This window comes from Treponema ruminis, assembly GCF_014201975.1.
In the GTDB taxonomy this organism is placed as follows: Bacteria; Spirochaetota; Spirochaetia; order Treponematales; family Treponemataceae; genus Treponema_D; species Treponema_D ruminis.
Genome location: NZ_JACHFQ010000001.1, coordinates 554,896 through 580,514, shown reverse-complemented (window position 1 = coordinate 580,514; position 25,619 = coordinate 554,896). Strand labels below are relative to the sequence as shown.

The window sequence follows — 25,619 nt, the reverse complement described above, 5'->3', positions numbered from 1 at the left end:
TGGCAAGGATAGACGATAAAAAAACTTGCAAATTATGAAGAATTATGAAAGAATAAATAAATTATGAACATTTATGAATAGTTACCAGAATTATGAAACTTTTTTAGGAGGCTAATTACATGGCAAAGAACAATCCTTTCACGCTGTCATTCGGAAAATCACCAAATGAAATTATTTCTCGTTATGAATTTGTCAATGATATAATCGATACATTCCAATCTGAAAATCCAATCAGTAATGCGTATCTCATAGAAGGATTGCGGGGAACAGGAAAAACCGTTCTGATGACAACAATAGAAAAAGAACTGGAGAAAGAAAATGATTGGATTATCGTTGACTTAAACTCTACCCAGGACCTACTTACAGATTTCGCAATGCGACTTGTTGATTCATGCAAAAATTTTTCGGACATATTCAAGAAGGGCTTCAATTTATCTATTGCTGGTTTCGGAATAGGTTTAAATGGTGAAAATCAGAGCCGTGACAGCGTTAGTATCATCTGTGAAATCTTGGAAAGTTTGAGAAAAAAGAACAAAAAAGTCTTAATCACTATTGATGAAGTGATGAACGGTGAGAATATGCGACATTTTGCAAGCGAATTCCAGATTCTTTTGCGAAAAGATTTTTCTGTTTTTCTTCTTATGACAGGTCTTTACGAAAATATTTATTCAATTCAAAATGATCCAGCACTTACTTTTCTACTTCGAACACCAAAAATCAAGCTTGAGCCTTTGAGTCTCGCACAAATCACAAAAACTTATCAGAAAGTTTTTGAAACCGACCTTGATATGTCAAAAAAACTCGCAAAAACCACGAAGGGCTATGCTTTTGCTTTTCAAGCACTTGGACTTTTGTATTTCGATTATAAAGATTCACTTTCTTTAGAAAAAATACTTCTTAAATTCGATGATTTGCTCGATGATTTTGTCTACAGAAAAATTTGGCAAGGACTTTCAGAACAAGACAAAAATGTGATTCTTGCGATTACAGATTCAAAAACACAAGTTAGTGAAGTCTGTAAGAAACTGAATATGACAAGTTCGACATTTTCGAAATACCGACAACGGCTTTTGGAAAAGGGAATTATCCAAGCACCACAGCATGGATATGTAGAAATCGTACTCCCTAGATTTGCGGAAGTTAGCAAATATTATGTAGAATAAAAAAAAATCCACCCCTATTTTGAAGTGGATTTTATTACCTTAAAGGTTTATTTTGTCTTCTTAAGTTTTACTGTATAGTAAGACTTCGCATTCTCCATCCATAGCATAAGCGAATATGAACCGTCATTATTTTTATCTAAATTCAGACTGTTCCATGCGCCATTAGACTTTAGATATGAAAGCTCACACTTGTCGGTGCGGCTCATAAACCACTGACCAATAAGCTCGCTTCCATCTACATTGATGGAAGCAGTTTTACGGTCGCTTCCGTCGTAATCCTGACCAGTCAAGAAGATCGTAACAGAAGAAATATCCGGGTCAGAATCATTCTTTTTTATAATCGAAGTGGAAATAAGCACAGTATTGATAAAATCAGAGTCATTAATCAAGTCAGCTCCGCTTCCAGTAATTTTTATGACCTCTCCCTTATTCCTGTTTTCAGTAAAATTATAAGTAAATAAGCCCCCAGCAACAGAACCTGCAAGTTCCACACCATTTGCATACACTTTTGAATCGTTCAATTCATACCATGTCTCAGGCCAAAGCTCCAGCTTAACCTGTGAATTTTTATTCACATAATACAGTCCATCTGAAACAACCTGTTTTATAAAAGTTCCGGTTCCATCTGCCTGTACGTCATAAAGATGAGCTTTTACATGCTCTCTAAGCCCACTTACATCAAAATATGAATAGATTGTTTCATCAGAAAGGCGTATTTCATCAAAAGCGATTTTCCTCGGCGCATTTTCAAATGAAATTTCCAGAGTGTCAGCGTTACAAGTAACATTCGCGGTAAACAACGAAGAAATTGCGTTCGTCTCAAGCCGCTCGTCCCCATACCCAGACTGCACAACTCCGCTTTTGTTTTCAGCATTCTCACAGTTTACAAAGACCTTGAACAGTTTTTCATCAGTAGTGAGATTTCCGTAAAAAGCGTAGGTATCAGACTCACTTTCTTCGACATCGGCAGCAAAAACATGAATCGTAATATTGTCGGATGGAGCCGCAACTTCTTTTGTACCTGCCTGTTTTAAATCGGTATAGCGGTATCCGCTTATAATCTGAATACCTTTTACATTGTCCGGCCATTTTTCGATTTTGACAGTTTTTGTCGGCTCTTCATCCTCTTTTTTACAAGAAACAAAAATTATCGTAGCAAGAGAAAGCAAAATTAACAAAATTTTTTTCATAATTTCCTCCTTTAAAAACTCCGCGTTAGCGGCGTTGCATGGAAGCAACGAATCAGCAAGTTTTCGCCAACGGTGAAAACTTGGCCGTGATAAAAATTACATGGATGTAATTTTTATCATGCCTCCTTTATTTAAAATTATAATACAGGAAAGACAAAAAAAATCCACCCCTACTTTGGGGTGGATTTTATTACCTTAGAGGTTTATTTTTTCCAAGGATTCTCGCGGATGAAGGTCTCGTCGCGCTCGTAACCAACTGAAATGATTCCGACCGGCGTCTTGCAGTAGTCTTCGATGAACTCAACATAGTCGCGAGCTGCTTTTGGAAGCTCTTCGTATGAGCGGCATTTTTTGAGGCTTGCCTTCCAGCCAGAGAACTTTTTGAGGACTGGCTTTGCCTTTTCCATTGCAGGAACGCTTGCCGGAAAGTCTGTAACGACTTTACCGTCGATTTCGTATGCGATACAAGCTTCAATTTCGTCGAATGTGTCGTAGATGTCGAGGTGTGTGAGAACGAGAGAATCGATTGAATTTGTGATGCAAGCATAGCGGAGTGCTACGAGGTCAAGATAACCGCAGCGGCGTGCGCGTCCTGTTGTAACACCGTATTCGCGGCCAGTCTTGCGGACATATTCACAAAGCTCGCCTTCGCTTTCGTTGTTGAACTCAGTTGGCATCGGGCCGTTTCCAACGCGAGTCTGGTATGCCTTGAAAACGCCGAGGATTTTGTCCAGGTCTTTAGGACCGATTCCACAGCCTGTAGCGGCACCAGCAGAGCAAGAAGCGCCGGAAGAAACATATGGATATGTACCTGAGTCGATGTCGAGCATTGCGCCCTGGGCACCTTCAAAAAGGATGTCATCTTCGCGGTATTCGTACATTTTTGCGGTCAAATCGACGCGCATTTCAATGAGCTTGTCTTTGTATTTGTTGAGGTAAGCGAGGTTTTCGCCTTCGAACTCAGCCATTTTCTCCGGCCAGTCCAAATCTGCAAGGCGGAGACCGTCGCGGTGAGCCTTTTCTGAATAAGCGATACCGATTCCGCGGCCTGTTGTGCCGATCGGGCGTTTGCGGGCTGCATCGCGGTCTTTGTCCATCTGGCGGTAACCAGGAAGAATGATGTGAGCGCGGTCAGAAATGAAAACGCGGCCTTCCCAGTCGATTCCGTTGTCTTTGAGCATCTGAAGCTCGTTGAAAAGTGCCTCAGGGTCAATAACCATGCCTGCACCGAGGAAAACTGATTTGTTTGGATACAAAATTCCAGACGGAACCTGATGAAGTGCAAACTGTTTTCCATCAACGACGATTGTATGACCTGCATTTGGTCCGCCGGCATAGCGGACTACATATTTGGCATCTTCTGCCAGGTAATCAACAATCTTTCCCTTTCCTTCGTCGCCCCACTGAGCACCGATAACAACGACCTTCATAAAAGCCCCCAAAAATACGCGTGTTTCTACGCAAAAATACGAAATATTATATCAAAAACTGAAGGTTGTTTCAACGAATACTAATTTACTTCAATTCAAGGGAAATGTTTGTGAATTCTACGTAAGCATTTCGCGAAGTGTATGTTCCGACGTACATATTTTCCTTGTCATACTCGTTCAGATTGATTGTGTATGTTACAGGAGCTTCCTTCCCGTACTGAACCGTGAATTCGTTTCCTTTTTTTGTGATTGAAAGGGCTACGCTTGTGCCTTTAGCCGGGACTGACTCAACAGAATGTGGATTTTCCTGCAAAACGGTGTCGATTCGGGCAAATCCTGCTGACCATGCATCAACATTCGCAATCTTGACTGCACCGGCGGCGGCATAATTGCTGTTCAATCCGCCCAGGCTTTCATCAATGATTACGTTGTCGCGTGCCATAAGTCCGAAAGAAACCTGATTGTTTGACTTGATGTTGAGGATTTTTGCATCAGCTGTGAGGGTAAAATCTTTATCGACTGGCAATTTCTGGAAATAGAACAGAATTCCGTCTTCAGAATTGGCGATTTTACCACAGTCCTTGCTTCCGTCCTTCATTCCGGAATGCATTACAACGCCGTTTGCATTTTCTTCGATTTCGTTCAAATCAGAATTTCCGGCCTTTGTTGAACCGCCGATGCTTCCGAAGGCTGCTCCCCACCAAGGATCTGTCGTTTCAAAGTTCACGCTTTTTGCCTGAGGTGCGCCATAGCCCGGCTCAACATAGTCTGCATTTTTGAGTGAATCGAGGTCATATTTTGGCTCAGTGATTTTTCCAACAAGCTTTTTGAAGTTTTTGTCCTTTTTTGCAAGGTCTTCAACGAGGATTTTAGCGATTACAGAAGCACCATAAGCATTGAGGTGAGTCGTGTCGATTGAACCTTCCTTCATGCCTGTCTGAGCGTGGAATTTTTTTGCCTCGTCGCCAATTTTTTCGTAAAGGGCCTTTGTATTTGCAGTCTGGTCAACAACAGTGACTTTGATTTCTGAGCCCAAGTCGCGGATTGACTGAGGATAGTCACCGCCCGGGAATTCTGAACTTCCCTTTGTGACGTGAACTGAATTTCCTTCGTATTTTCCATCTTTGTTGAGGCGGACAATCGGAGTTACGAGAACCGGAATTGCACCGGCATTCTGGGCAAGCTTTACATAGTTTTCGTAAAGTGAATTTTTGAATGAGCCGGCTTCGTCTTTTCCGCCGTTTGGATTTGTGTAGCGTTCTTCCTCAAGCTTTTCGTCATTGTGGCCAAAAGCAATCAGAAGATAGTCACCCTTGCGGATGTTTGATTTAAGAAGCTCGTAGTTTTTTCCAGAGCCTGAATCAGTGATGAAGTTCTTTGATGAGCGGCCGCTGACTGCAAGATTTACGACGGCAGCCTTTTTTGAATTCAGATAATCCTGAACTTTTGTTCCGAATCCAAAGCGGGGAATATAATATGGGTCGTTGAATGGGGATGCGGTTGAATCTCCTACGATGAAGACTCGCGAAAGTTTTTTTCCTTCCGGAATTTGAATGTCAGTGGCAACGACAGCCTCGACTTTTTCGAGTTTTGCTGTGGCAGCATCCTGTGCGATTGCGGAAAGTGAAAGGCAGGTAAAAGCGATTCCTGCGGCAAGAATTTTTTTCATAGTTTTCTCCTATTAAGATAAATTATAAACGCCCCTCTTGTAAAAAAAAGACATAAAAAAGATGTGAATTTGTCGGATTTTGTCAGATTCTATCCAATATCTACCTATTTAAAAATAATAAAAATTCCTTTAAACTTCTTTCTATAACAATTATAGGAGTTAAAAATGGATTCTGTAATGATTGCAAAAATCTGTGCGTTCGTGCTTTATCTTGGCTTCATGATTTACATCGGCCTTCGTAACGCGAACAAAAACAACAGCTCGTCTGACTTCTTCCTGGGCGGACGACAAGTAGGACCATGGGTTACTGCCCTTTCAGCTGAGGCTTCTGATTCTTCTGCCTGGCTTTTGATGGGCTTGCCTGGCCTCTGCTACCTTGGCGGCGTGCGCGAAACTTTCTGGACTGCGCTCGGTCTCATCGTGGGAACATACCTCAACTGGCTTTTCGTCGCAAAACCACTCCGCAAATGCTCGATTTCTTTCGGCGACTCAATCACAATTCCAGAGTTCTTCTCAAACCGATTCAACGACAAGTCTCACATTCTTTCAATCGTTTCTGTCGTTTTAATCGTATTCTTCTTTACAATTTACACTGCTTCCGGTTTCGTTGCCTGTGCAAAGCTTTTCAACTCAGTTTTCGGACTCCCATATCACGCAGGACTTGCAATCGGTCTGGTCGTAATTTTGTGCTACACAATCACCGGCGGTTACACAGCCGTCTGTACAACTGACTTCGTTCAGGGAACCTTGATTTTCGTAGCATTCGTTGTATCAGCAACAATCGCTGTATTCGCTTTGGGCGGACCTACCGAGGCAATCGCTCAGGTTCAGTCTTTCGATGCACGTGCCCTCGCAAATGAATTCGGCGAGAACATGCAGAAGGCTTTTGCCGGAAACCAGTCTTTCAAAGGCATGGCAATTATCTCGGCTCTCGCATGGGGCCTGGGTTACTTCGGTATGCCTCACATCATCGTCCGCTTCATGGGAATCCGCTCAAACGACGAAATCAAAAAGGCACGCCGAATCGGCACTGTCTGGATGGTAATTTCTTACGTTGGCACATTCTTAATCGGTACAATGGGAACTGCTTACCTTTTGAAGCACGGTGTTCTCCTTGGAACAGGTGCAGAAGAAGTCATCGTTGACGGCGTAAATCAGTTCGGTGACGCAGAAACAGTTTTCAGTGCGACAATGCTCAAAATGTACCCTGCTTTCATCGGCGGAATCTTCCTCTGTGCAATCCTTGCGGCTTCAATGTCAACCGCTGACTCTCAGCTTCTGGCAGCATCAAGTGCCGTAGCCCAGGACATCTACAAGGGAATCATCAACAAAAACGCAGACGAAAAGACAGTCTTGAACGCAAGCCGCTTCATGGTCTTCCTGATTGCCCTGATTGGTCTCCTTCTCTCACTCAATCCGTCATCTTCAATCTTCGGCCTCGTATCTTATGCATGGGCTGGATTCGGTGCAACTTTCGGACCGCTCGTTCTTCTCGCTCTCTACTGGCGAAAAACAACTGCAAAGGGCGCAATTGCAGGTCTTATCACAGGCTTCGTTGCAGTCGTTTTGTGGCACAACCTTCCTGCATCAGTTCACCCGATTTTCGGTCTCTACGAAATCCTGCCGGGCTTCGCAATCTGTCTTTTGTTCACAGTCGTAGTTTCTCTCCTCGACAAAACAAAGGACGAAAAAGTGCTCGCCCAGTTCGATGCATATAAAAAAATGAGTGACTAAATAGTTTGCAAATTCATAAGTCCTCTGTTAAAATAGAATTCTGAAATTCATCTTAATAGGGGGCTTAGAATTCTTATGAAAAATCGAAGTCTCACCTTCAAATTCACCCTAATGTTTGCGGCTTTTACAATCATCACGCTTGTAATCAGTTCGCTTCTTTCCTATGCAAATCAAACGAATCTTTATAAACAGCAGCGCGAAGAAAGCATTCGTTATGTCGCATCATATCTTGAAGATGTGCTCACTTCTGACGGAGAAGATTTCGCCTGGTGGCAGGAATATTTTCTAAAAAACTACAAAGACCTTAATATTCCCCACGATTTCGGTCCAAAAGAAATTCAGCAGGCCCGGCACAAATACGAAAAACTTTTCTCTCAGAATTATCCCGGAATAATTCCCGGCATCGACATTGCCTTCAGCGAGCTTCCAAAAGAAATCAAGACCGCCTACACAATTTATAAGCATGAGTATTACCTTTACAAATTCGAGCAGGCCTGCAAAAGATTCAATCTGGCTTATGTAGAGTACATAATTCCTGACGTCAACACAGGACGGATAATGTACGCCCTCGATGCCATGCGCGACGAAAAAATCATTAACGGTGAAAAATACATTGAGCTTGGAATCTCTGTCCCCCACTCGCCCGAAGAACACAAAACTGAATGGGAAGCCTGGAATTCCGGGATTCAGCCGAGCGGTTACGATTCTTTTGACAATGAATACGGAAAAACCTACGCCTACTACATGCCCCTTTACATCGGCACGAAAAAGCTGGGTCTGATTGGCGTTGAAGTCTTCATTTCAGCCGTAAACAAGGAAATCCTCCGCGCCACAATTCGCCAGATGCTGATGATTAGCGGTGTCCTCACCCTTTTCATGGTATTTCTGCTTTTCTTAATCCGCTTGAGATATATCCGAAAGCTTATCCGCCTGCAGCATGCAATCGATGAATATTCAAAGAGCAAAAAGACTGAAATCGCCGAGCAGCTTCTCAGCGACGTCACCAACAAGGACGAAATTTCCACGATTATGGCAAAATTTGCCGAAATGATTTTCAAGCTGGAAACCTACATGAAGTTCCTTGTCAAAACCCGCCAGGACTTGCAGGACACTCAGAAAAAGGTTCAGGAAATGAGCGAGGATGCCGTCAAAGACTCACTCACCGGCATCCGCAACAAAAACGGCTACGACCGGGAAGTTAAGCACGTTGAATGGGAAATGTCGGACGGCCTGCAGGAAATCGGCCTCGCCCTGATTGACCTCAACTCCCTCAAAAAAATCAACGACACTTACGGCTACGACAAGGGAAATGAGGCACTTATTTCCCTCTGTCAGATTGTTTGCGACACTTTTGACCATTCGCCTGTCTTCAGGATTGACGGCGACGAATTTGCGGCCATTTTAAAAGGACATGATTTTAAGCATGTCGACGAGCTTGTTTCAAAATTCAAGCGCCAGGTCAAAAAAGCCCAGGGAAACCAGGATCTGGAAGACTGGAAAAAGATTTCGGCCACAATCGCCTATGCACTTTTTGATCCACAGATAGATACTACTTTTGAAAACATCTTCAAGCGGGCCGTCGAAGAAATGTCCAAAAGCAAAAAGACAATAAAAGCCCCTGCCAAAGATTAATTTCCCCCAAAATAAAAAAGGCTGCCTGCTGAGGTTCAACCGAACTTCAAACAGGCAGCCTTTCTAGCTTTTAAGCCTATTATTTAACTTCGCCGTTATCAACAACAACTTTCTTCAAGTGCCAGATATCGCGGACGTAATCCTCGATTGTACGGTCGCTTGAGAATTTGCCTGCATTAGCAATGTTAATGAGAGCCTTGCGTGCCCAGCCTTTTTTGTCTGTATAAGCCTTGGCAAGCTCTTCCTGTGCCTTGCAGTATTTGTCGAAATCAGCAAGAACGTAGTAAACGTCCGGGCGCTGACCTTCAACACCGTAGACCAAAGAATCGTGAATCTCTTTGAAAACCTGACGTGTCGGGTCGTATGTGCCGTCAACAAGCTGCTCAACAACCTTTTCGAGACGCGGGTTGCGCTCAAGATACTGCTGTGGGTTGTAAGAGTGCTCTTCTTCCATTTTGAGGATTTCTGGAGTTGTAAGACCGAATACGAATCCGTTCTCTTTTCCAGCTTCCTCGAAAATCTCGATGTTTGCACCGTCGAGAGTACCCATTGTGAGGGCACCGTTGACCATGAACTTCATGTTTGATGTACCAGAAGCTTCTTTTCCGGCTGTTGAAATCTGCTCAGAAACGTCTGCTGCCGGGAAGATTTTTTCTGCGACAGAAACGCGGTAGTTCTCAATGAATACAACGCGGAGCTTTCCACCAATTCGGCGGTCATTGTTTACGCGCTCAGCAACAGTGTTAATCAATTTGATGATTGACTTTGCACGGCGGTAACCAGAAGCTGATTTTGCTCCAAAGATGAATGTGCGGTTTGGAGCATTGTAGCTTGGGTCCTCAATGATTCGGTTATAAAGATACATGATGTGAAGGACATTGAGGAGCTGTCGTTTGTACTCGTGGAGTCGTTTTACCTGAACGTCGAAGATTGAATCCGGATCAAGGAATTCATTCTGTTTATGCTTGAGGTAGTCAACCAAAGCTTCCTTATTGCGGCGTTTGATTGCGATAAGTTCTTCAAGAGAAGCGTCATCATCAACATATTTTTCGAGACCTTTGAGCTTTGTCAAATCCTTTTCCCAGCCGTGACCAATTCGTTTTGTGATGAAGTCGGCAAGCTCTGGGTTAGCGTTCAAAAGCCAGCGGCGCTGAGTGATACCGTTTGTCTTGTTGTTGAATTTCTTTGGATAAAGATCGTACCAGTCTTTGAGCTCCTGATTTTTGAGCAATTCAGTGTGAAGCTCTGCAACACCGTTTACGCTGAAACAAGCATGAATTGCAAGCCATGCCATGTAGACTTTTCCGTCATGGATAATAGACATGTGATTCTGCTTTTTGTAGTCGTTCGGATATTTTGCACGAAGCTCAATCATGAGACGACGGTTGATTTCTTCAACAATCTGATAGATTCGAGGAAGCAAGCTCTGGAAGATTGCAATATCCCACTTTTCAAGAGCCTCAGCGAGGATTGTGTGGTTTGTGTAAGCGAATGTTTTCTGAACGATTTCCCAGGCTGAGTTCCAGCCAAGGCCATATTCGTCCAAGAAGATTCGCATGAGTTCAGGAATAGCAACAACCGGGTGAGTATCATTAAGCTGAATAACGTGAAGATCTGGGAATTTTGTAAAATCCGTGCCGTAATCTGCAACAAAGTGATGAACAAGATCCTGCAAAGAAGCAGAAGAGAAGAAATACTGCTGCTTAAGTCGCAAAGATTTACCTGTCGGACCGCTATCATTCGGATAAAGAACGCGGCTTACGTTCTCTGCGCTGTTCTGGCGAACAACAGCCTCGTTGTAGCGCATATCATTGAAAAGCTGCAAGTCAAAACCGTTCGGGCTTGAAGCCTGCCACAAGCGGAGTGTGTTGACTGTATTTGTATCGAAACCAACTATAGGCATATCATAAGGAGTTGCAGTAACCTCCTCTGCATTCTCGACATAGAATCGATCCTGTCCGTCCGGAGTTTTGCCATATTTGATTTCGCCACCGAATTTAACAGTAACTGCCAAATCTGAGCGTTTGATTTCCCACGGGTCACGGTGTTTGAGCCAGTTGTCAGGATATTCTACCTGATAGCCATTTTCGATTCTCTGCTCGAACATACCATACTGATAGCGGATGCCGTAGCCGTGTCCAGGATAATCCAAGGTTGCCAATGAATCCAAGAAGCAGGCAGCAAGTCGGCCAAGACCACCGTTACCCAAACCAGCATCAGGCTCTTCATCCTCGATAAGATTGAAGTTGATGTTCATATCTTTGAGAACCTTCTGAACTTCTTCTTTGATTCCGAGGTTGATAAGGTTGTTGCTCAAAGCACGTCCCATCAAAAATTCTGCGGAAAGATAATAGAGCTGCTTTGTAGGCTTTTTTTCGTACTCGTGACGGGTTGCCATCCAAGCCGGCATTATCAGCTCTTGAACAGAAGCAGAAACAGCATCAAACAAGTCGTGACTGTTTGCCTGAGAAATGTCTTTTCCGTACTGTCGGCGAAGACGAGCGGAAAGATTCTCTCTGAATTTCTCTGCATCAAATTTCATAAAAACTCCTTTAAAACTTTATTTGCTTATTAAAACCAAGATACTATTTGCCATAAGGACATAGTGCTCCTGGGAATTCAAGGTTTCTTCTTCACCACCAAGCAGAATCGCGGTTCGGTTGTGAATTGAGGTGTCGATTGTGCGGTACCATTTTCGTCCGCTCGACGGCTTTGGAATGGTAATCGTCAAATCGCGGATATCCATGTTCATGGCGACAAAGAAATCATTGTCGTCTTTTGGCAGCCCGGCAGCCTTTCCGCCAAGACGGAAGCCAAGATAGCGGTTCATCTTGTTCCAGTCCGGAATCGTGCCGTCAAAATTGAACCAGCTGATGTCAGGAGGCTCGTTGAACTGGCTTGTAGCAGCTCCGCCAAAGAAAGTGCGACGATGGAACACAGGATGCTGATTTCGCAAAGCAATCAGTTTTTGAACGAATTCAAGCATCTGCGAATTAGTGTTCAAATCTTCCCAATTAAACCAGGAAGTTTCATTGTCCTGACAATATGCGTTATTGTTGCCGCCCTGAGTGCGACGAACTTCATCACCAGCAACGAACATTGGAACGCCCTGAGAAATCATGAGCGTTGTGAAGAAATTGCGCAGCTGAGTGGAACGAAGATTCTCAATCTTTGGGTTGATTGTAGGACCTTCGTAACCGTAGTTGTAGCTGAGGTTGTTGTCGTTGCCGTCACGGTTGCATTCGCCGTTATCCTCATTATGCTTGTAGTTGTAAGTGACCAAATCGTTGAGGGTAAAGCCGTCATGAGCCGTGATGAAGTTGATTGAGTGAACCGGAGAACGGCCGCTCAAAGCATAAATGTCGTTTGAACCGGCAATTCGTGTGGCTGCCTCGTTGGCAATGTATTCGTCACCGCGGATAAAGCGGCGGATTCCGTCACGGTAGTGGTCGTTCCATTCGCACCATCTTCCGCCCGGGAAGTTGCCGATCTGATAAGCGCCGCCGCAGTCCCAGGGCTCAGCGATGATTTTTGTGTTGCGGAGAATTGAATCCTCGGCAATTCGCCTGGCAATCGGAGCATTGTCACAAATGTAGCCCCTTTCGTCACGGCAAAGCTCGCTGGCCAGGTCAAAACGGAAGCCGTCAACGTGCATTTCAAGAACCCAGTAATGCAGACAGTCGATGATGAAATCCTGAACTACCGGATGATTTGCATTGACCGCGTTACCGCAGCCTGAATAGTTCATGTAATATTCTTTGTGGTCGTTTACAAGGTGATAGAAAATCTTGTTGTCAAAGCCGCGGAAATTGAGTGAAATTCCGTTTTCATTGCCCTCGGCCGTGTGATTGAAAACTACGTCGAGAATGATTTCGATTCCAGCGTTATGAAGGGCCTTGACCATGTCCTTAAATTCACGAACACATCCGCCAGGAGTCTTGTCGCTCGAATAAGAACATTTTGGAGCAAAAAAACCGATTGTGCTGTAGCCCCAGTAATTCTTCATGCGGGCGCCAGTACGCGGATTGACGTTTGTATTTTCGTACTGATCGAATTCAAAAACAGGAAGAAGCTCAACTGCTGAAATTCCAAGTGACTGAAGATAAGGAATTTTTTCGATAAGGCCGCGGTATGTGCCCGGATGCTCGACCTTTGAAGTAGGCGAAGCTGTGAAACCTTTCAAGTGAGTTTCGTAAATGATGGATTTTTCGAGCGGAATTGCAAGAGGCTTGTCGTCTTCCCAATCGTATTCATCGTCATCAATGATTACACATTTTGGGAAACGCTCCATGTATTTATCTTTGCCAGGCTGCATGTATTTGAAAACAGAGCCCGTCGTAAAAGCCTTTGCACGCGGATCAAAAAGAGATTGATTCTTGTCAAAGCGATGGCCCCGGCTTGGCGTAAAAGGACCGTCAACCCGGTAAAGATACAAATCACCGGCTTTGAGACCTTCGACAAAAACATGCCACAAATCACCAGTGCGGTTTTCTTCCGGGGTTAACTCTACCGTGTGATACGGAACTGCATCTTCCGCAGAATTATAGAGTTCGAGAAAAATCTTTTTTGCATTCCTACTGAATACAGTGAAATACACACCCTTTGGCGTAACGGTAGTGCCCAAATTCATGGGTTTTCCCGCTTTAGTCCGAATCGAGTCCATATTAGAATAATTATAACACACAAGCCTTAATAATTAAAGGAAAATTTCAGAAAATCATACGATAGTCATAAATTTATGAGAATTTTGGATTATTGTATTATTTTTTTAGCCAAGTTCTGCAAGTTCTTCCCAGCGCTCGTAATCAGCGGCCAGCTTTTCTTCGACTGATTTGTATTCTTCGCCAGCCTTTTGAGCCACAGAAAAATCCGAAGAAGCCATCTGCTGCTCAAGCTCAGATTTTTTCTCCTCAAGCTCCATGATTTCCGTTTCAAGATTCTCGAATTCTTTCTGTTCTTTGAAAGTCTTTTTGCGGTTTTTTACAGGTTTAGAGGGTGAAGTCTCCCCCTCGCTACAAGCGTCAGCTGCGCTGCCGTTTTCCGCTACCCCCTCTCCTAAGGGTGTACCCCCCTTAAAATCCCCCGATTTGCTCTCAGAATTTAGTTTTTGCTTACTACCGTTCGTCTGTTTATCCTTATTCGCGGAATTTTCACTCCTACTTCCTAACTCCTCACTCCTAGCTTTCTCATCTAAATACTCAATATACTCCGAACATTTGCCAACAAAGCCTGAAACTGAGCCATCTTCTTCCATGATGAACATTGTGTCGGCGATTTTGTCCATGAAATAGCGGTCGTGACTAACGATGAGCAGGCATCCTTTGTAGCCGAGCAGGAATTCCTCAAGGATATTCATCGTGAAGATGTCAAAGTCGTTGGTCGGCTCGTCGAGAATCAGGAAGTTAGGATTTGAAATCAAGAGGCGGACCAGGAAGACCCGCTTGCGCTCGCCGCCGCTCAAAGTCGAAAGCATCGAGTGCTGGATTTTGCCCTCAAAGCCGAAGTGATTCAGGAAAAGACTTGCGCTCAAGGTTTTGCCGTCGTTCATTTGTACCACGTCGGCGGCTTCCTTGATGTATTCGAGCACGGTCAGGCTCAAGTCCTTGAAAACCGGATTCTGCTGGTAATAGCCGAAAAATGTGTTCTCGCCCTTAACGATTGTTCCAGAATCAGGCGGAACAAGCCCGGTGATTATGTTCAAAAGAGTAGATTTTCCAGAGCCGTTCCCGCCAAAAATACCGATTTTTTCGCCTTTGCTGAAGGTGTAGGAGAAATCCTTAATGACTGGGGCTGAGCGGGCGTTGCGGGTAGGGAGCGACCCCGCTTGCGGGGGCAAAACCTGTGAGACAGGTTTTGAGCGAGTCTCGGCGAAGGCTGTGCCTGAGCCGTGTCCGTCACTTTGGGGTTTTAGGGGTTCACCCCTAGGCGATGGGGGTGTCGGCGCAACGGAGTGCGACGCAGGGGGAAGGCTTTCCCCCTCTGCATTGCCCTTCAAGAAATTCTTTGAAATCCCATGCAGTTCCAGAATTTTTCCGCCCAGGCGACGGCCTGCCACCTCAAACTGAAAGCCCTTGTCCTTTGCAAATTTTTCGCGGTTAATCAGCTGCATGTCGCGCTGGATTCTTGCCTTTGCCTTTGTTCCGCGCGCACACGGGCCACGGCGAAGCCAGTCACGCTCAAAACGGAGCACGCTTTCAATACGCCGCTCGGTGTTTTCTTCGATTTCGGCCTCAATTTCCTTTTTTTCGAGATAGGTCGAATAGTTGCCCTGATAAAGCTTGAGGCTCGTCCGGAAAAGCTCGTAAATGTTGGTGCAGACAGCGTCCAGAAAGTAGCGGTCGTGAGTGACCATGAGGACGGTGCGCTTGGTGTCGTGAAGATAATTCTGCAGCCAGTAAATCGTCTGGATGTCCAGGTGGTTGGTCGGCTCGTCCAGGAGAAGGAGCTTTGTGTCCTCAACAAGAACCTGTGCCAGCGCGACTTTTTTGACCATGCCGCCGGAAAGAGTGCCCATTTTGCGGGAAAGGTCGTTGATTCCGAGGGTACCCAGGATTGAGCGGATCTGGCTTTCGTAGTTCCAGAGGTCGCCCTTGTCCATTTCAAGGGTGAGTTCGTCGAATCTTTTCTGCTGACCGTTAGTTAGTCCAGCCCCCATTTTGTCGCAAAGGTCCTCGTATTCGTTGATTATTTTGAGTTTGGGGCTTTTTGATTTAAAAATATGCTCGCGGATTGTGTTTTCTGAGTCAAATTCGGGATTCTGCGGAAGATAACTAACTCCCGATAGTTTGTTTATTGTAATCTGGCCGTCATCAGCGTTCAAAACGCCAGCGATGACATTGAGAAGAGTCGATTTTCCGGTTCCGTTGCGGCCGATAATCGCAGCCTTTTCGCCTTCATTGAGACCGAAAGTCACGTTTTTAAAAAGCGGCGCTTCCCGCCCCATTTTTGAAACATTTGAAACTGATAATATATTCATAAGTTACTTTTCTTCCTGCCAGTCTCTGCTGCTTATAAAAAAATGATCTCCAGAACGCCCGTCAATTCCTGTAGCAAATTCAATTCCATCTTCGGGACGCTGGTCTTTGTAATTTGAAAACGAGTACCAATAAGTACATTCCACATCGTTATCATCATTATCTACATACTCAGAAGGAAATTCGTGAAAAAAGAAATAATTGCAGCCTTCTCTTTTAATCAAAGACTTTTCATCGATGGGGAGCTTGATTCCACAATAATACTTGGCAAAATTTTTTGACGCTTTTATGAATTCTTCTTTAGTCATTTTATATCGCACAGATTCCTATAATTTTAAGAAGAATTGTAGCACAAAACATTGAAAGATTGAATCTGTGTAAGAAATTGCCAGCCTGCACTTTTCTGCACAGGCTGAACGATTTCTACTCCCCAAGGATTTCCCCGAGAGCTTTTACGGCATTTCGCACGCAATTGTCACACTCGCAAAGAACTTTCCCGGTACCGACGCCCTTCAAATCCTTGCATGTGACCGCCCCGCACTTCTCACGGAAGTTTGCAAGAAGCTCGCGGCTCTGACGGACAGTTCCCTCGCCGTTCGTGCGAAGTCCAAGAATCATATTCGCGCCAACCAAAGCACCGCAAGTAGCTTCCATGCACCCCATTCCGGCCGCAAAACCCGCTGACATTTTCTGCAAAGTCGCTTCATCAACATTCACTGTATCGGCAAAAACTTTTGTAACAGCCTGGCAGCAATTGCAGGCTCCGGTAAGTTTTAGTTCCGCCGCCTTTTCAGCACGCTCGTTAATTGTCATTTTAGTACCTCTTTATATTTCAATTTGCAAATGCCCTGTGTCATCGTTCCCATAGGACAGAAAGTGCACCAGCTCCGCGGCTTGTAAAGCACCATCACAATCAGCCCGATTAAAGTCGAAGTGAGCATAAGACTATAAAAACCATAACTGAATTGTGCCACCCACGCAAGACTTTCACCCAAAAATGCCGGATTATAAGCCCATTTCCACGGAACACGGAACGTCCAGAAAAGCTTAACCGCCTGTCGAAGATTCTGAGCACCCGAAGCAACAAGCCAGGTCTGCCAGACCATAGAACCGAACATCGTAAGGAAGAATATCAAAAATCCGTAGCGGAAATATTTTGAAGTGATTGCTCTGGGAGTCGTTTTATTCCGGGAAAGCTTAAACGATGAGCCTAGCAAATTAAAAAGCTGACCGCGACCGCACATATTATTGCAGAACCATTTGTTCCCGCCCACAATCGCAAAAATCAGCGGAAGCAAAAAATCAATCATGCCGAGCCACGCAAAAAGAATGTTAAAAAATCCAAGCGCGAAATACACAATCGACCAAACCCAAAGATAGTTGTACCATTTCTTAGTTTTCATGCCGCACCCTCCCTCAAAACCGGAGAAATACAGCCAACAGGACAAGTTTTACCACACAAGCCGCATCCTACGCAAATTTCAGAATCAACACGCGCAAAACATCCGTGAAGGACCGAAATTGCCCCGCGCGGACAGACATTCGCACAGGCTCCGCAAGCCACGCACCGAGCCTCGTCAACCCGGGCATATTTTTTTGATTTCATAGCCACCTCTTAACATAAGGATAACCAGGAAATCAAAAATCGTATGTGATTAAGTCACACAACTAATTTTCCCGTATCCAGAATCTCAATTTTTCCGCGGCCCAGACGGACAAGTCCTTCTTCTTCCATATATTTAAGCGTTTTTGAGACAACTTCCCGCACGCTTCCAATCTGTTTTGCCAAATCTTCGTGCGTGACAGAAAGCACATTACTTTTTTGTCGCAATCTCTCGTCATGCAAAGCAAGCGCAATTCTCTGGTCAATTTTCATAAAAAGAACCTGCTGAATCGTCCAGAGGACTTCAGAAAATTTCTCTGTAGCATTTTTGTAAATGTAAAGCTCAACAAGAGGATTTTCCAGTTCAACTTTGTGAAGAACTGCAGACGGTATCAAACTAACGGTAGTTTCTTCTCCCGCTTCAATCAGAACATCAAAAACAATTGAATCCATTAGACACGAAGCCGAAAGAATACAGACATCACCAGCCTCAACCCGATAAAGCGTAACTTCGCGGCCTTCCTCAGAAACGCAATAAACCCGCAGGCTACCAGAAACGACAGCCATAACTCCACGACATTCTCCGTCAGAACGATGAATCAATTTCCCCGCTGAAAAAACTTCCGTTCGTAAGTTTTGCTCTAAAAAAGCGGCCTGAGAAGGAGTTAAATCTTTCCAAAACGAAAAAAGAGTTGCAGGAGTGTCCATAAGTCATATTATAGCATAAAAATACGTTCACACAAAAATCTTTTGTCAAAATCAGAGAATTATGATATTCTTTTTGTCTATTAAACCACTAGGCATAGGAGAAAACCATGAAAGTAATTCTTTTTAACGGAAGCCGCAACGAAAAAGGCAGCACATACACAGCTTTGAACCTTGTCGCAGACTCACTCAAAGAAAATGGAGTTGAAACCGAAATTTTCTGGGTTGGAGGCAGAGCACTCACTGGCGAAATCGACGCCCTTGTTGAAGAGGCTATTGCAAAATTGCAAACCGCAGACGGAATCGTGCTTGGCTCACCAGTTTATTATGCTTCTCCGAGCGGTGAAATGGTCGCTTTTTTGGACAGACTTTATTGGAAGGGAGAAAAATATCTCCGATTCAAGCCGGCAGCTGCTGTCACAGTCGCACGCAGAGCTGGAACTACTGCATGTCTCGACGTCCTCAATAAATACATCACTTACGCGCAGCAGCCTGTAATCACTTCACGCTACTGGAACATGGTTCACGGCTCAAACGGCGATGACGTCATGAAAGACGAAGAAGGAATCCAGATTATGCACACAATCGGCCGAAACATGGCATGGATTTTAAAGAGCATTGAGGCAGGAAAAACCGCTGGCGTCGCACAGCCAGAATCAGAAAAGAAGGTTTGGACTAATTTTATTAGATAACAACTATCGTTTGGTAGTTATATTCTTTCGCTTACTTTATAGACTTCACAACACTGTCCTTAGATTTTTCATCGGGCAGTGTTTTTTTTATTCGGTCTTTAATCCGTCGAAAGCACCTTCTTCATAAAGCTCAAGAAAAGCCTTTGCCACAACTGGATCAAACTGCGTTCCGGAACATTTTTTTATTTCCTCAACAATTTCCCCCATTGGGAGCTTTTTTCGGTAAGGACGGGTTGAACTCATGGCATCAAAGGCATCGGCAACGGAAATGATTCGCGCAACCCACGGAATTTTTGTTCCTGCAAGATTTGTCGGATAACCTTTGCCGTCAAACCTCTCATGATGATACTTGGCTCCCTCGGCAAGAAAAGTCTGTTTTTTTACTTTTTTGAGGATTTCATATCCTCGATACGCATGTTCTTTTACGGTTTCGTATTCTGCCGCGGTTAATTTCCCTGGCTTATTCAAAATTTCATCAGGGATTCCAATTTTTCCAATATCATGAAGCAAGGCAATATTATAATATCTTCCGGAGGTCTCTTCATCTTCGCCAAGTTTTGAGGCAAGCATTCTGGTGTATTTCGCAACCCGAAGCGAATGTCCGTTCGTATAAGAATCCTTTCCGTCAATACAAACTGAAAACGAGTCAATAATGGAATTCGTGAAATCCAAAATATCATTTCTACGGCTCTCTTCAGATTGTAAAAGCATTTCAGTTCTCTTATAAATAATCACAACTGATAGAGTAGTACCAATCGTAATGAACAATCCTGGCAAACAGCCCGGCCTAAACTGAAAAAGCCCAATAGTCAGGGAAATAAAACGCCAGCCAAGAATAACTAAAGCCGTATAAAATCCTAATCTTCGGTAGAAAACCGTAAGCGAGATCAAAGCAACAGCCACTAAGGAAGAAAAAACACCAGCCAGAACATTCACTGGCAAAATATGACCAGAGACTGAAAAAGTCTCGGTAGACATTGATGTTTTTCTGGCAAAATAGGCCATAACCACATAGAAGAGCAAAAGCGAAAGGCATCCTAATTTGGATGTAATTTTACTGATTATCTGGATTATACTTTTTTTCATGTTATAAACTATAACACGGTTTTTTAAAAAATCATATAGATTTATAACTATTCCGTTTTAATATTGTCAAAAAGCCCCTCTTCGTACAGATCAAGGAAGGCTTTTGCGACAACCGGGTCAAACTGGCTGCCTGAACAGTCCTTGATTTCCTTGACAATCTGATCCATCGGCATCTTTTTTCGGTAAGGCCGGGTTGAATTCATGGCGTCAAAGGCATCGGCAACGGAAATAATTCGCGCAACCCAAGGAATTTTCTTTCCGCTTAGCTTTGAAGGATATCCCTTGCCGTCATAGCGCTCATGATGATAGTAAGCACCTGAAGATATGTCTTTCTGACTCTTTACCCTTTTAAGGATTTCAAATCCGCGGTAAGTATGGGTTTTTATCGTCTCATATTCTTCTTCATCCAGTTTGCCGGGCTTGTTGAGGATTTCATCAGGAATACCGATTTTTCCGATGTCGTGCAGCAATGCAATGTTGTAGAATTTCTGAGCCGTTTCCTCGTCTTCACCAAGTTTTTGAGCAAGCATCTTAGTATATTTTGCAACCCGGAGAGAATGCCCGTTTGTGTAATAATCCTTACCGTCAATACAGACAGAGAAAGCATCAATAATGGAATTGTTAAAATCTACAAGTTGTTTTTTATGAGTTTCATGCTCCTGAACAATTCTCCTGCTTTTATGGTAAATAATTATAATTGCAAGCAGGGCTACAACGGTTGTAAAAAATGCCGGAAGGCTCATAGGATGAAAGAGAGTCATACCACGAGCAAGCCTTATCGCACGGACTATAAGAATCACCATAGCTGTGTAAAATCCGATTCTACGATGGAAGACGACCATGCAAATCAGGACGATAGTTGAAATTGAAGAACATACAGGAGCCAGAAGACCTATTGGATATTGGTGCCCAAAAATGTGGAGCATTTCTTTAGAACCAGAAGTTAATTGAGAGCCTTTTGCAGAAAGGAAATATAGGGCAACAAATAGAAGATAACCAAAAAGAACAGGAATGTTTCGGATTTTAATTTGCTTTTTTAAATATGTTATATATTTTTTTTGCATATTCTAAATTATAACACAATCTCTAAAAAAAATACGCTTATTATTGACTTATTTGCCTAATAGTTTTAACATAAAACATATGAATAATTGTTCAAGTGATAACACAGAAGATTTGCAGGTAATCTCGGATTCAATGCCGGACGAGGATTTGCTTTTCAATTTGGCCGAACTTTTTAAGATTTTCGGTGACTCTACCCGCATCAAGATTCTTTTCGCACTTCTGGGGCGCGAAGTTTCGGTCGGGGATTTGGCACAGGTTCTCGGCATGACTCAGAGCGCAATCAGTCATCAGCTGAGAATTCTCAAAACAAACGGCCTGGTCCGTTACCGCCGCGAAGGAAAATCGCTATTTTACGCCCTCAGCGACGATCACGTATCAAAAATCCTGAACATGGGATTAGAGCACATTGAGGAGTAATTTATGGAACATAAACATGAAAATCATCTTGGAGAGCACATTCACTGTGATTGCGGTTGCTGCGAGCACGACCATCACGAGCACGACCATGAGCACGAAGAGCACTGCCACGAAGGACATTGCGAATGCGAACATGACGAAGAATCTTCTCCGCTCAAAAAAATCCTGTTGGCTGGTGTGATTTTTATCGCCGCCCTGCTTTTCGAGCATCTTCCGATTTTTTCAGCAGATTCTCCCCTCCTGCAGAGTCTTTCAACTAACTTCCGTTCGGTTGGTTTTGTAAATTCAGGAGCCAGCACCCGCCTCATTTACGGAATTCTTTATCTTGCCTCATATTTAATCTGCGGCCGGGACGTCATCAAGGGAGCAATCCGTAACATCCACAAGGGAAACGTCTTCGGCGAACAGTTTTTGATGACCGTCGCTTCGGTCGGCGCGATTTTTGTCGGCGAGTATGCTGAAGCCGTAGCCGTCATGCTCTTTTACAACCTCGGCGAATTCGTTCAGGATTACGCCGTTGACCGTTCCCGCGATTCAATTTCCGCCCTCATGGATATCCGCCCGGACAAGGCAACAGTTATCCGCGACGGAAAAGAAATTGTCGTCTCACCGGAAGAAGTCCAGGTTGGTGAAATCATTCAGGTAAAGGCCGGAGAGAGAATCGCCCTCGACGGCATCGTAGTCGAAGGAAAATCTTTTGCAGACACATCTGCCCTCACAGGCGAAAGTCTTCCACGCGAAGTTGCCCCTGATTCAGAAGTTCTTGCAGGCTTTGTAAACCAGACAGGCCTCCTTAAAATCCGCGTCACAAAATCTTACGGAGAAAGCGCCGTCACAAGAATCCTCAACCTCACCGAAAAAGCAAGCGAGGTCAAGGCAAAGAGCGAAAAATTCATCGCCCGCTTTGCAAAAGTCTACACGCCGATTGTCTGTATCGCAGCCCTTGCAGTTGCAGTCCTTCCGCCACTCGCATTGCAGTTCTTTGCACCGGATCTTTTCGAAAAATACGGCTGGTCGGTCTGGATTTACCGCGCTCTTACATTCCTCGTCGTTTCATGTCCATGTGCCCTCGTAATTTCAGTTCCACTTGCTTTCTTCTGCGGAATCGGAGCTGCTTCAAAATCTGGCGTTCTTATCAAAGGCTCAAACTTCGTCGAGATTCTTTCAAAGGCAAAAATCGCCGTATTCGACAAGACAGGCACCCTCACAAAAGGCATTTTCGACGTCGCTCAGGTCAATCCTGCAAATAGATTTACGAACGATAGTTTGCTTGCAATCGCTACTCACGCTGAAAGCTATTCAAACCACCCGATTTCAAAGTCACTCAAAAAGGCACACCACTGTGTCCTCTGCGATGCCCTCAAAATCCTCGAACCGGAAGAAATCACAGGATTTGGCATACGCTCGGTAGTTGACGGCAAAACAGTCTTAGCCGGAAACGCAAAACTCATGCTCCAGGAAAAAGTCACGGGCTTTACAGAAGACAAAGGCCCGGCAGCCGGAACAATCGTTCACGTTGCAGTTGACGGTCTTTACGCCGGAAACATCGTAATTTCTGATCAGGAAAAAGAAGATTCAAGGCAAACGATTGGTAGTCTCAAAAAGCTGGGAATCAAAAAAACCGTAATGCTCACCGGCGACACGGCGGCAACAGCCCAAATCGTTGCGGAAAATCTCGGAATCGATACAGTCTACGCTGACCTTCTCCCGGAAGACAAAGTTTCCAAAGTCGAAGAATTAATTGGCACGGACAAGCTTATCTTCGTTGGTGACGGAATCAACGACAGTCCTGTCCTCGCCCGTGCCGACGCAGGAATCGCAATGGGCGCCCTGGGAAGTGATGCCGCAATCGAAGCCGCAGACGTTGTAATCATGGACGACAAGCCAAGCCGCCTTATTGATGCAATCAAGATTTCCCGCCGCACGATGAACGCAGTCTGGCAGAACATTTACGCTTCAATCGGCATAAAAGTCGCAATCATGCTCCTGAGCGCAGTCGGAATCGGCAACATGTGGCTGGCAGTTTTCGGAGACGTCGGAGTCTGCATCCTCGCCGTAGCAAACGCGGCAAGAGTTCTGAAAAGATAAAAATAACATTGAATTTTATAGAAAAAACTACACAAATTTAAACTTCAGTGTTAAAATAGTCTTTATGAACGAAAAGACAAAGACTAAGAAACAGGGCAAATTGGTCTACTATATCGTAGGCATTACAGTTGTGATTGTTGCAGCATTGACTTCGGTGCAGATTCTTGTAGTAAAGGGCCGCACCAAGCAATCTGTAGCATATTCGTACGAAATTAACTGCCGCAAAATCTCTGAGGCATACGCAGATGTAGTTTCAATCCGCCTGAGCGAATACATCAAGCAGATGCGCATGTACACAGAGGCAGATGTAACCCAAACAGAGGATCCCCATCAGATTCAGGAGTGGCTCGTTGCTCACGCCAAGTCACGCACTCCTGATTTTGACCGAATCGGCTACATCGATGACAAAGGCGACTTCTACAACGACCAGAACAAAGTCACCAACGTCAAAGACCGTGTCTACTTCCAGGCCATCATGGTTCAGGGAAATGACACAAACATCGATGACCCGGTAACGTCAAAATCCACAGGAAGCACGATTATTCATGTCTCACAGGCAGCCAAAAAAGACGGCAGGACAATCGGCTTCTACAGCGCAGTCGTCGGCGTAAACAAGCTCACAGAATTCATCAAAACCATTCAGCTTGGCCAGACAGGTTACGCAATCCTTTTCAACAGCGAAGGTGACGTAATCGCAACTTCTGCTCCAGAAACAGATGAAGAAAGCAAAAATACCCTTTTTGCAGCATTGCAGCCGGTCATTCAGGCTCTTAAACAGAAACAGAGCGGCTACATGTGGATTGACGCAGGCAAACTCGGTAAACAGTATGCCACTTATCAACCGGTCGAAAACGCAGACTGGGGCTTCGCATTCATTATTGATGAACGACAGGTTTATGCAACCGCAAACGAAATCTCAATCACCCTCGTATTCGCAGGAATCATCCTTGGAATCGCACTTGTTCTTGGAATCGGTGCAGGAATTTTCCATTCCCTCAAGCCTCTCCAGAAAGTTCAGTCTTCTATCGACGAAATTGCATCCGGAAAAGCTGATTTGACTCAGCGAATCACAGGAGCAGCCGCAAACGTCAACAATGAAATCGGTGGCGTTGTAAAAGGCTTCAATAAATTCACCGAAAAGCTCCATTCGATTGTCTCTGACGTCAAAGGCTCAAAAGAAATCCTTGCAGCCGCAGGTGAAGACCTGGACGTGAGCATGCAGGAAACAAGCGCTTCAATCACCGAAATTATCGCAAACATCACGAGCGTCCACAATCAGATTTCATGTCAGGGTGACAGCGTTTCACAGACAGCCGGTGCCGTAAACGAAATCGCATCAAACATCGAATCCCTCGAACGAATGATTGCAAACCAGTCTCAGAGCGTAAGCAATGCTTCTTCCGCAGTCGAAGAGATGATCGGAAACATCGCATCCGTAAACAATTCTGTCGATAAAATGGCTCACTCATTCGATTCCCTCACGGAAGATGCAAAGAGCGGTGCTGAAAAACAGGTTCATGTAAACGATCGAATTCATGAAATCGAACAGCAGTCACAGATGCTTCAGGAAGCAAATGCCGCAATTGCCGCAATCGCAAGCCAGACTAACCTTCTTGCCATGAACGCCGCAATTGAGGCTGCCCATGCCGGTGACGCAGGAAAAGGCTTTGCCGTTGTAGCAGATGAAATCCGAAAACTCTCAGAAACATCTACAATCCAGTCGAAGACAATCGGTGATCAGCTTTCAAGCATCAAGGAATCAATCAACTCTGTTGTAGCGGCTTCCCAGGAATCAAGCGATGCATTCAACAGCGTTACTGAAAAAATCCATGACACAGACCAGCTCGTCCGTCAGATTAAATCTGCAATGGAAGAACAGCAGGAAGGCTCAAAGCAAATCACGGATTCCCTTCAGTCAATGAACGACAGCACTATTGAAGTCCGCACTGCATCCGAAGAAATGTCCATCGGAAACAAACAGATTCTTGATGAAGTTCGGAACCTTCAGAATGCTACAACCGTCATGAAGGCCAGCATGGAAGAAATGGCAGTCGGTGCAAAGAAAATCAATGAAACCGGAGCCGCCCTTTCTGAAATCGCCGAAAAAATGAAGAATTCAATCGAACAAATTGGTACGCAAATCGACCAGTTCAAGGTATGATATTTCGGAC

The 25,619-nt window shown here is 44.4% G+C and carries 20 protein-coding genes; 7 read left to right on the top strand and 13 right to left on the bottom strand.

Features of this window, described 5'->3' with window-relative positions; genetic code table 11:
* The first annotated feature begins 119 nt into the window (after nucleotides 1-119).
* Nucleotides 120-1,163 (top strand): DUF8462 domain-containing protein, encoded by a 1,044-nt coding sequence (locus HNP76_RS02385; protein ID WP_184657083.1) that lies wholly within the window; start codon nucleotides 120-122, stop codon nucleotides 1,161-1,163.
* A 47-nt stretch (nucleotides 1,164-1,210) separates the two neighbouring features.
* Here HNP76_RS02385 and HNP76_RS02380 read toward each other — a convergent pair whose 3' ends face one another.
* From HNP76_RS02380 to HNP76_RS02370, 3 genes are all read right to left on the bottom strand, one after another.
* Nucleotides 1,211-2,353 carry a hypothetical protein gene (locus tag HNP76_RS02380; RefSeq protein ID WP_184657081.1) on the bottom strand — a complete coding sequence of 381 codons (1,143 nt, stop codon included), beginning with the start codon at nucleotides 2,351-2,353 and terminating at the stop codon, nucleotides 1,211-1,213.
* Between the two features lie 203 nt (nucleotides 2,354-2,556).
* Nucleotides 2,557-3,783 carry an adenylosuccinate synthase gene (gene purA, locus HNP76_RS02375; protein WP_184657079.1) on the bottom strand — a complete coding sequence of 409 codons (1,227 nt, stop codon included), beginning with the start codon at nucleotides 3,781-3,783 and terminating at the stop codon, nucleotides 2,557-2,559.
* A gap of 85 nt (nucleotides 3,784-3,868) precedes the next feature.
* Complete coding sequence (locus tag HNP76_RS02370) at nucleotides 3,869-5,452, bottom strand: SGNH/GDSL hydrolase family protein (RefSeq protein ID WP_184657077.1); 1,584 nt, start codon at nucleotides 5,450-5,452, stop codon at nucleotides 3,869-3,871.
* A gap of 165 nt (nucleotides 5,453-5,617) precedes the next feature.
* On the opposite strand from HNP76_RS02370, the gene putP reads away from it, so the two are divergent.
* Together putP and HNP76_RS02360 are read left to right on the top strand one after the other, a co-directional pair.
* Nucleotides 5,618-7,186 (top strand): sodium/proline symporter PutP, encoded by a 1,569-nt coding sequence (gene putP / locus HNP76_RS02365; protein ID WP_184657075.1) that lies wholly within the window; start codon nucleotides 5,618-5,620, stop codon nucleotides 7,184-7,186.
* Nucleotides 7,187-7,261: 75 nt separating this feature from the next.
* On the top strand, nucleotides 7,262-8,818 hold the full coding sequence (locus HNP76_RS02360) for a GGDEF domain-containing protein (protein ID WP_184657073.1): 1,557 nt from the start codon (nucleotides 7,262-7,264) through the stop codon (nucleotides 8,816-8,818).
* A 79-nt stretch (nucleotides 8,819-8,897) separates the two neighbouring features.
* Here HNP76_RS02360 and HNP76_RS02355 read toward each other — a convergent pair whose 3' ends face one another.
* From HNP76_RS02355 to HNP76_RS02320, 8 genes are all read right to left on the bottom strand, one after another.
* Entirely contained in the window at nucleotides 8,898-11,360 is a 2,463-nt protein-coding gene (locus HNP76_RS02355; protein ID WP_184657072.1) for a glycogen/starch/alpha-glucan phosphorylase, read from the bottom strand.
* A gap of 18 nt (nucleotides 11,361-11,378) precedes the next feature.
* Complete coding sequence (gene glgX / locus HNP76_RS02350; protein WP_306790371.1) at nucleotides 11,379-13,448, bottom strand: glycogen debranching protein GlgX; 2,070 nt, start codon at nucleotides 13,446-13,448, stop codon at nucleotides 11,379-11,381.
* A 138-nt stretch (nucleotides 13,449-13,586) separates the two neighbouring features.
* Nucleotides 13,587-15,794 (bottom strand): ABC-F family ATP-binding cassette domain-containing protein, encoded by a 2,208-nt coding sequence (locus HNP76_RS02345; protein ID WP_184657068.1) that lies wholly within the window; start codon nucleotides 15,792-15,794, stop codon nucleotides 13,587-13,589.
* A gap of 3 nt (nucleotides 15,795-15,797) precedes the next feature.
* Nucleotides 15,798-16,100 carry a hypothetical protein gene (locus HNP76_RS02340; protein WP_184657066.1) on the bottom strand — a complete coding sequence of 101 codons (303 nt, stop codon included), beginning with the start codon at nucleotides 16,098-16,100 and terminating at the stop codon, nucleotides 15,798-15,800.
* Between the two features lie 115 nt (nucleotides 16,101-16,215).
* Nucleotides 16,216-16,605 (bottom strand): C-GCAxxG-C-C family protein, encoded by a 390-nt coding sequence (locus HNP76_RS02335; protein WP_184657064.1) that lies wholly within the window; start codon nucleotides 16,603-16,605, stop codon nucleotides 16,216-16,218.
* Entirely contained in the window at nucleotides 16,602-17,195 is a 594-nt protein-coding gene (locus HNP76_RS02330; protein WP_184657062.1) for a 4Fe-4S binding protein, read from the bottom strand. Before HNP76_RS02330 ends, HNP76_RS02335 begins: the two co-directional genes overlap by 4 nt.
* Nucleotides 17,192-17,398 (bottom strand): 4Fe-4S binding protein, encoded by a 207-nt coding sequence (locus tag HNP76_RS02325; protein WP_184657060.1) that lies wholly within the window; start codon nucleotides 17,396-17,398, stop codon nucleotides 17,192-17,194. Before HNP76_RS02325 ends, HNP76_RS02330 begins: the two co-directional genes overlap by 4 nt.
* Nucleotides 17,399-17,452: 54 nt before the next feature.
* Entirely contained in the window at nucleotides 17,453-18,103 is a 651-nt protein-coding gene (locus HNP76_RS02320; RefSeq protein ID WP_184657058.1) for a Crp/Fnr family transcriptional regulator, read from the bottom strand.
* A gap of 107 nt (nucleotides 18,104-18,210) precedes the next feature.
* Between HNP76_RS02320 and HNP76_RS02315 the strand changes: the two genes are divergently transcribed.
* Nucleotides 18,211-18,792, top strand: a complete 582-nt coding sequence (locus HNP76_RS02315) for a flavodoxin family protein (protein ID WP_184657056.1) — start codon at nucleotides 18,211-18,213, stop codon at nucleotides 18,790-18,792.
* Nucleotides 18,793-18,879: 87 nt separating this feature from the next.
* Here HNP76_RS02315 and HNP76_RS02310 read toward each other — a convergent pair whose 3' ends face one another.
* Together HNP76_RS02310 and HNP76_RS02305 are read right to left on the bottom strand one after the other, a co-directional pair.
* Nucleotides 18,880-19,878: an HD-GYP domain-containing protein gene (locus tag HNP76_RS02310; protein WP_184657054.1), complete on the bottom strand. Its 999-nt coding sequence runs from the start codon at nucleotides 19,876-19,878 to the stop codon at nucleotides 18,880-18,882.
* A 47-nt stretch (nucleotides 19,879-19,925) separates the two neighbouring features.
* Nucleotides 19,926-20,942: an HD-GYP domain-containing protein gene (locus tag HNP76_RS02305; protein ID WP_184657052.1), complete on the bottom strand. Its 1,017-nt coding sequence runs from the start codon at nucleotides 20,940-20,942 to the stop codon at nucleotides 19,926-19,928.
* 79 nt (nucleotides 20,943-21,021) lie between these two features.
* Here HNP76_RS02305 and HNP76_RS02300 point away from each other — a divergent pair, with 79 nt between their 5' ends.
* The 3 genes from HNP76_RS02300 to HNP76_RS02290 all read left to right on the top strand — a co-directional run bounded on the left by HNP76_RS02300 (nucleotide 21,022) and on the right by HNP76_RS02290 (nucleotide 25,609).
* Nucleotides 21,022-21,360, top strand: a complete 339-nt coding sequence (locus tag HNP76_RS02300) for an ArsR/SmtB family transcription factor (RefSeq protein ID WP_184657050.1) — start codon at nucleotides 21,022-21,024, stop codon at nucleotides 21,358-21,360.
* Between the two features lie 3 nt (nucleotides 21,361-21,363).
* Nucleotides 21,364-23,448, top strand: a complete 2,085-nt coding sequence (locus HNP76_RS02295; RefSeq protein WP_184657048.1) for a heavy metal translocating P-type ATPase — start codon at nucleotides 21,364-21,366, stop codon at nucleotides 23,446-23,448.
* Nucleotides 23,449-23,512: 64 nt separating this feature from the next.
* On the top strand, nucleotides 23,513-25,609 hold the full coding sequence (locus HNP76_RS02290; protein ID WP_184657046.1) for a methyl-accepting chemotaxis protein: 2,097 nt from the start codon (nucleotides 23,513-23,515) through the stop codon (nucleotides 25,607-25,609).
* The last annotated feature ends 10 nt before the right edge of the window (nucleotides 25,610-25,619 follow it).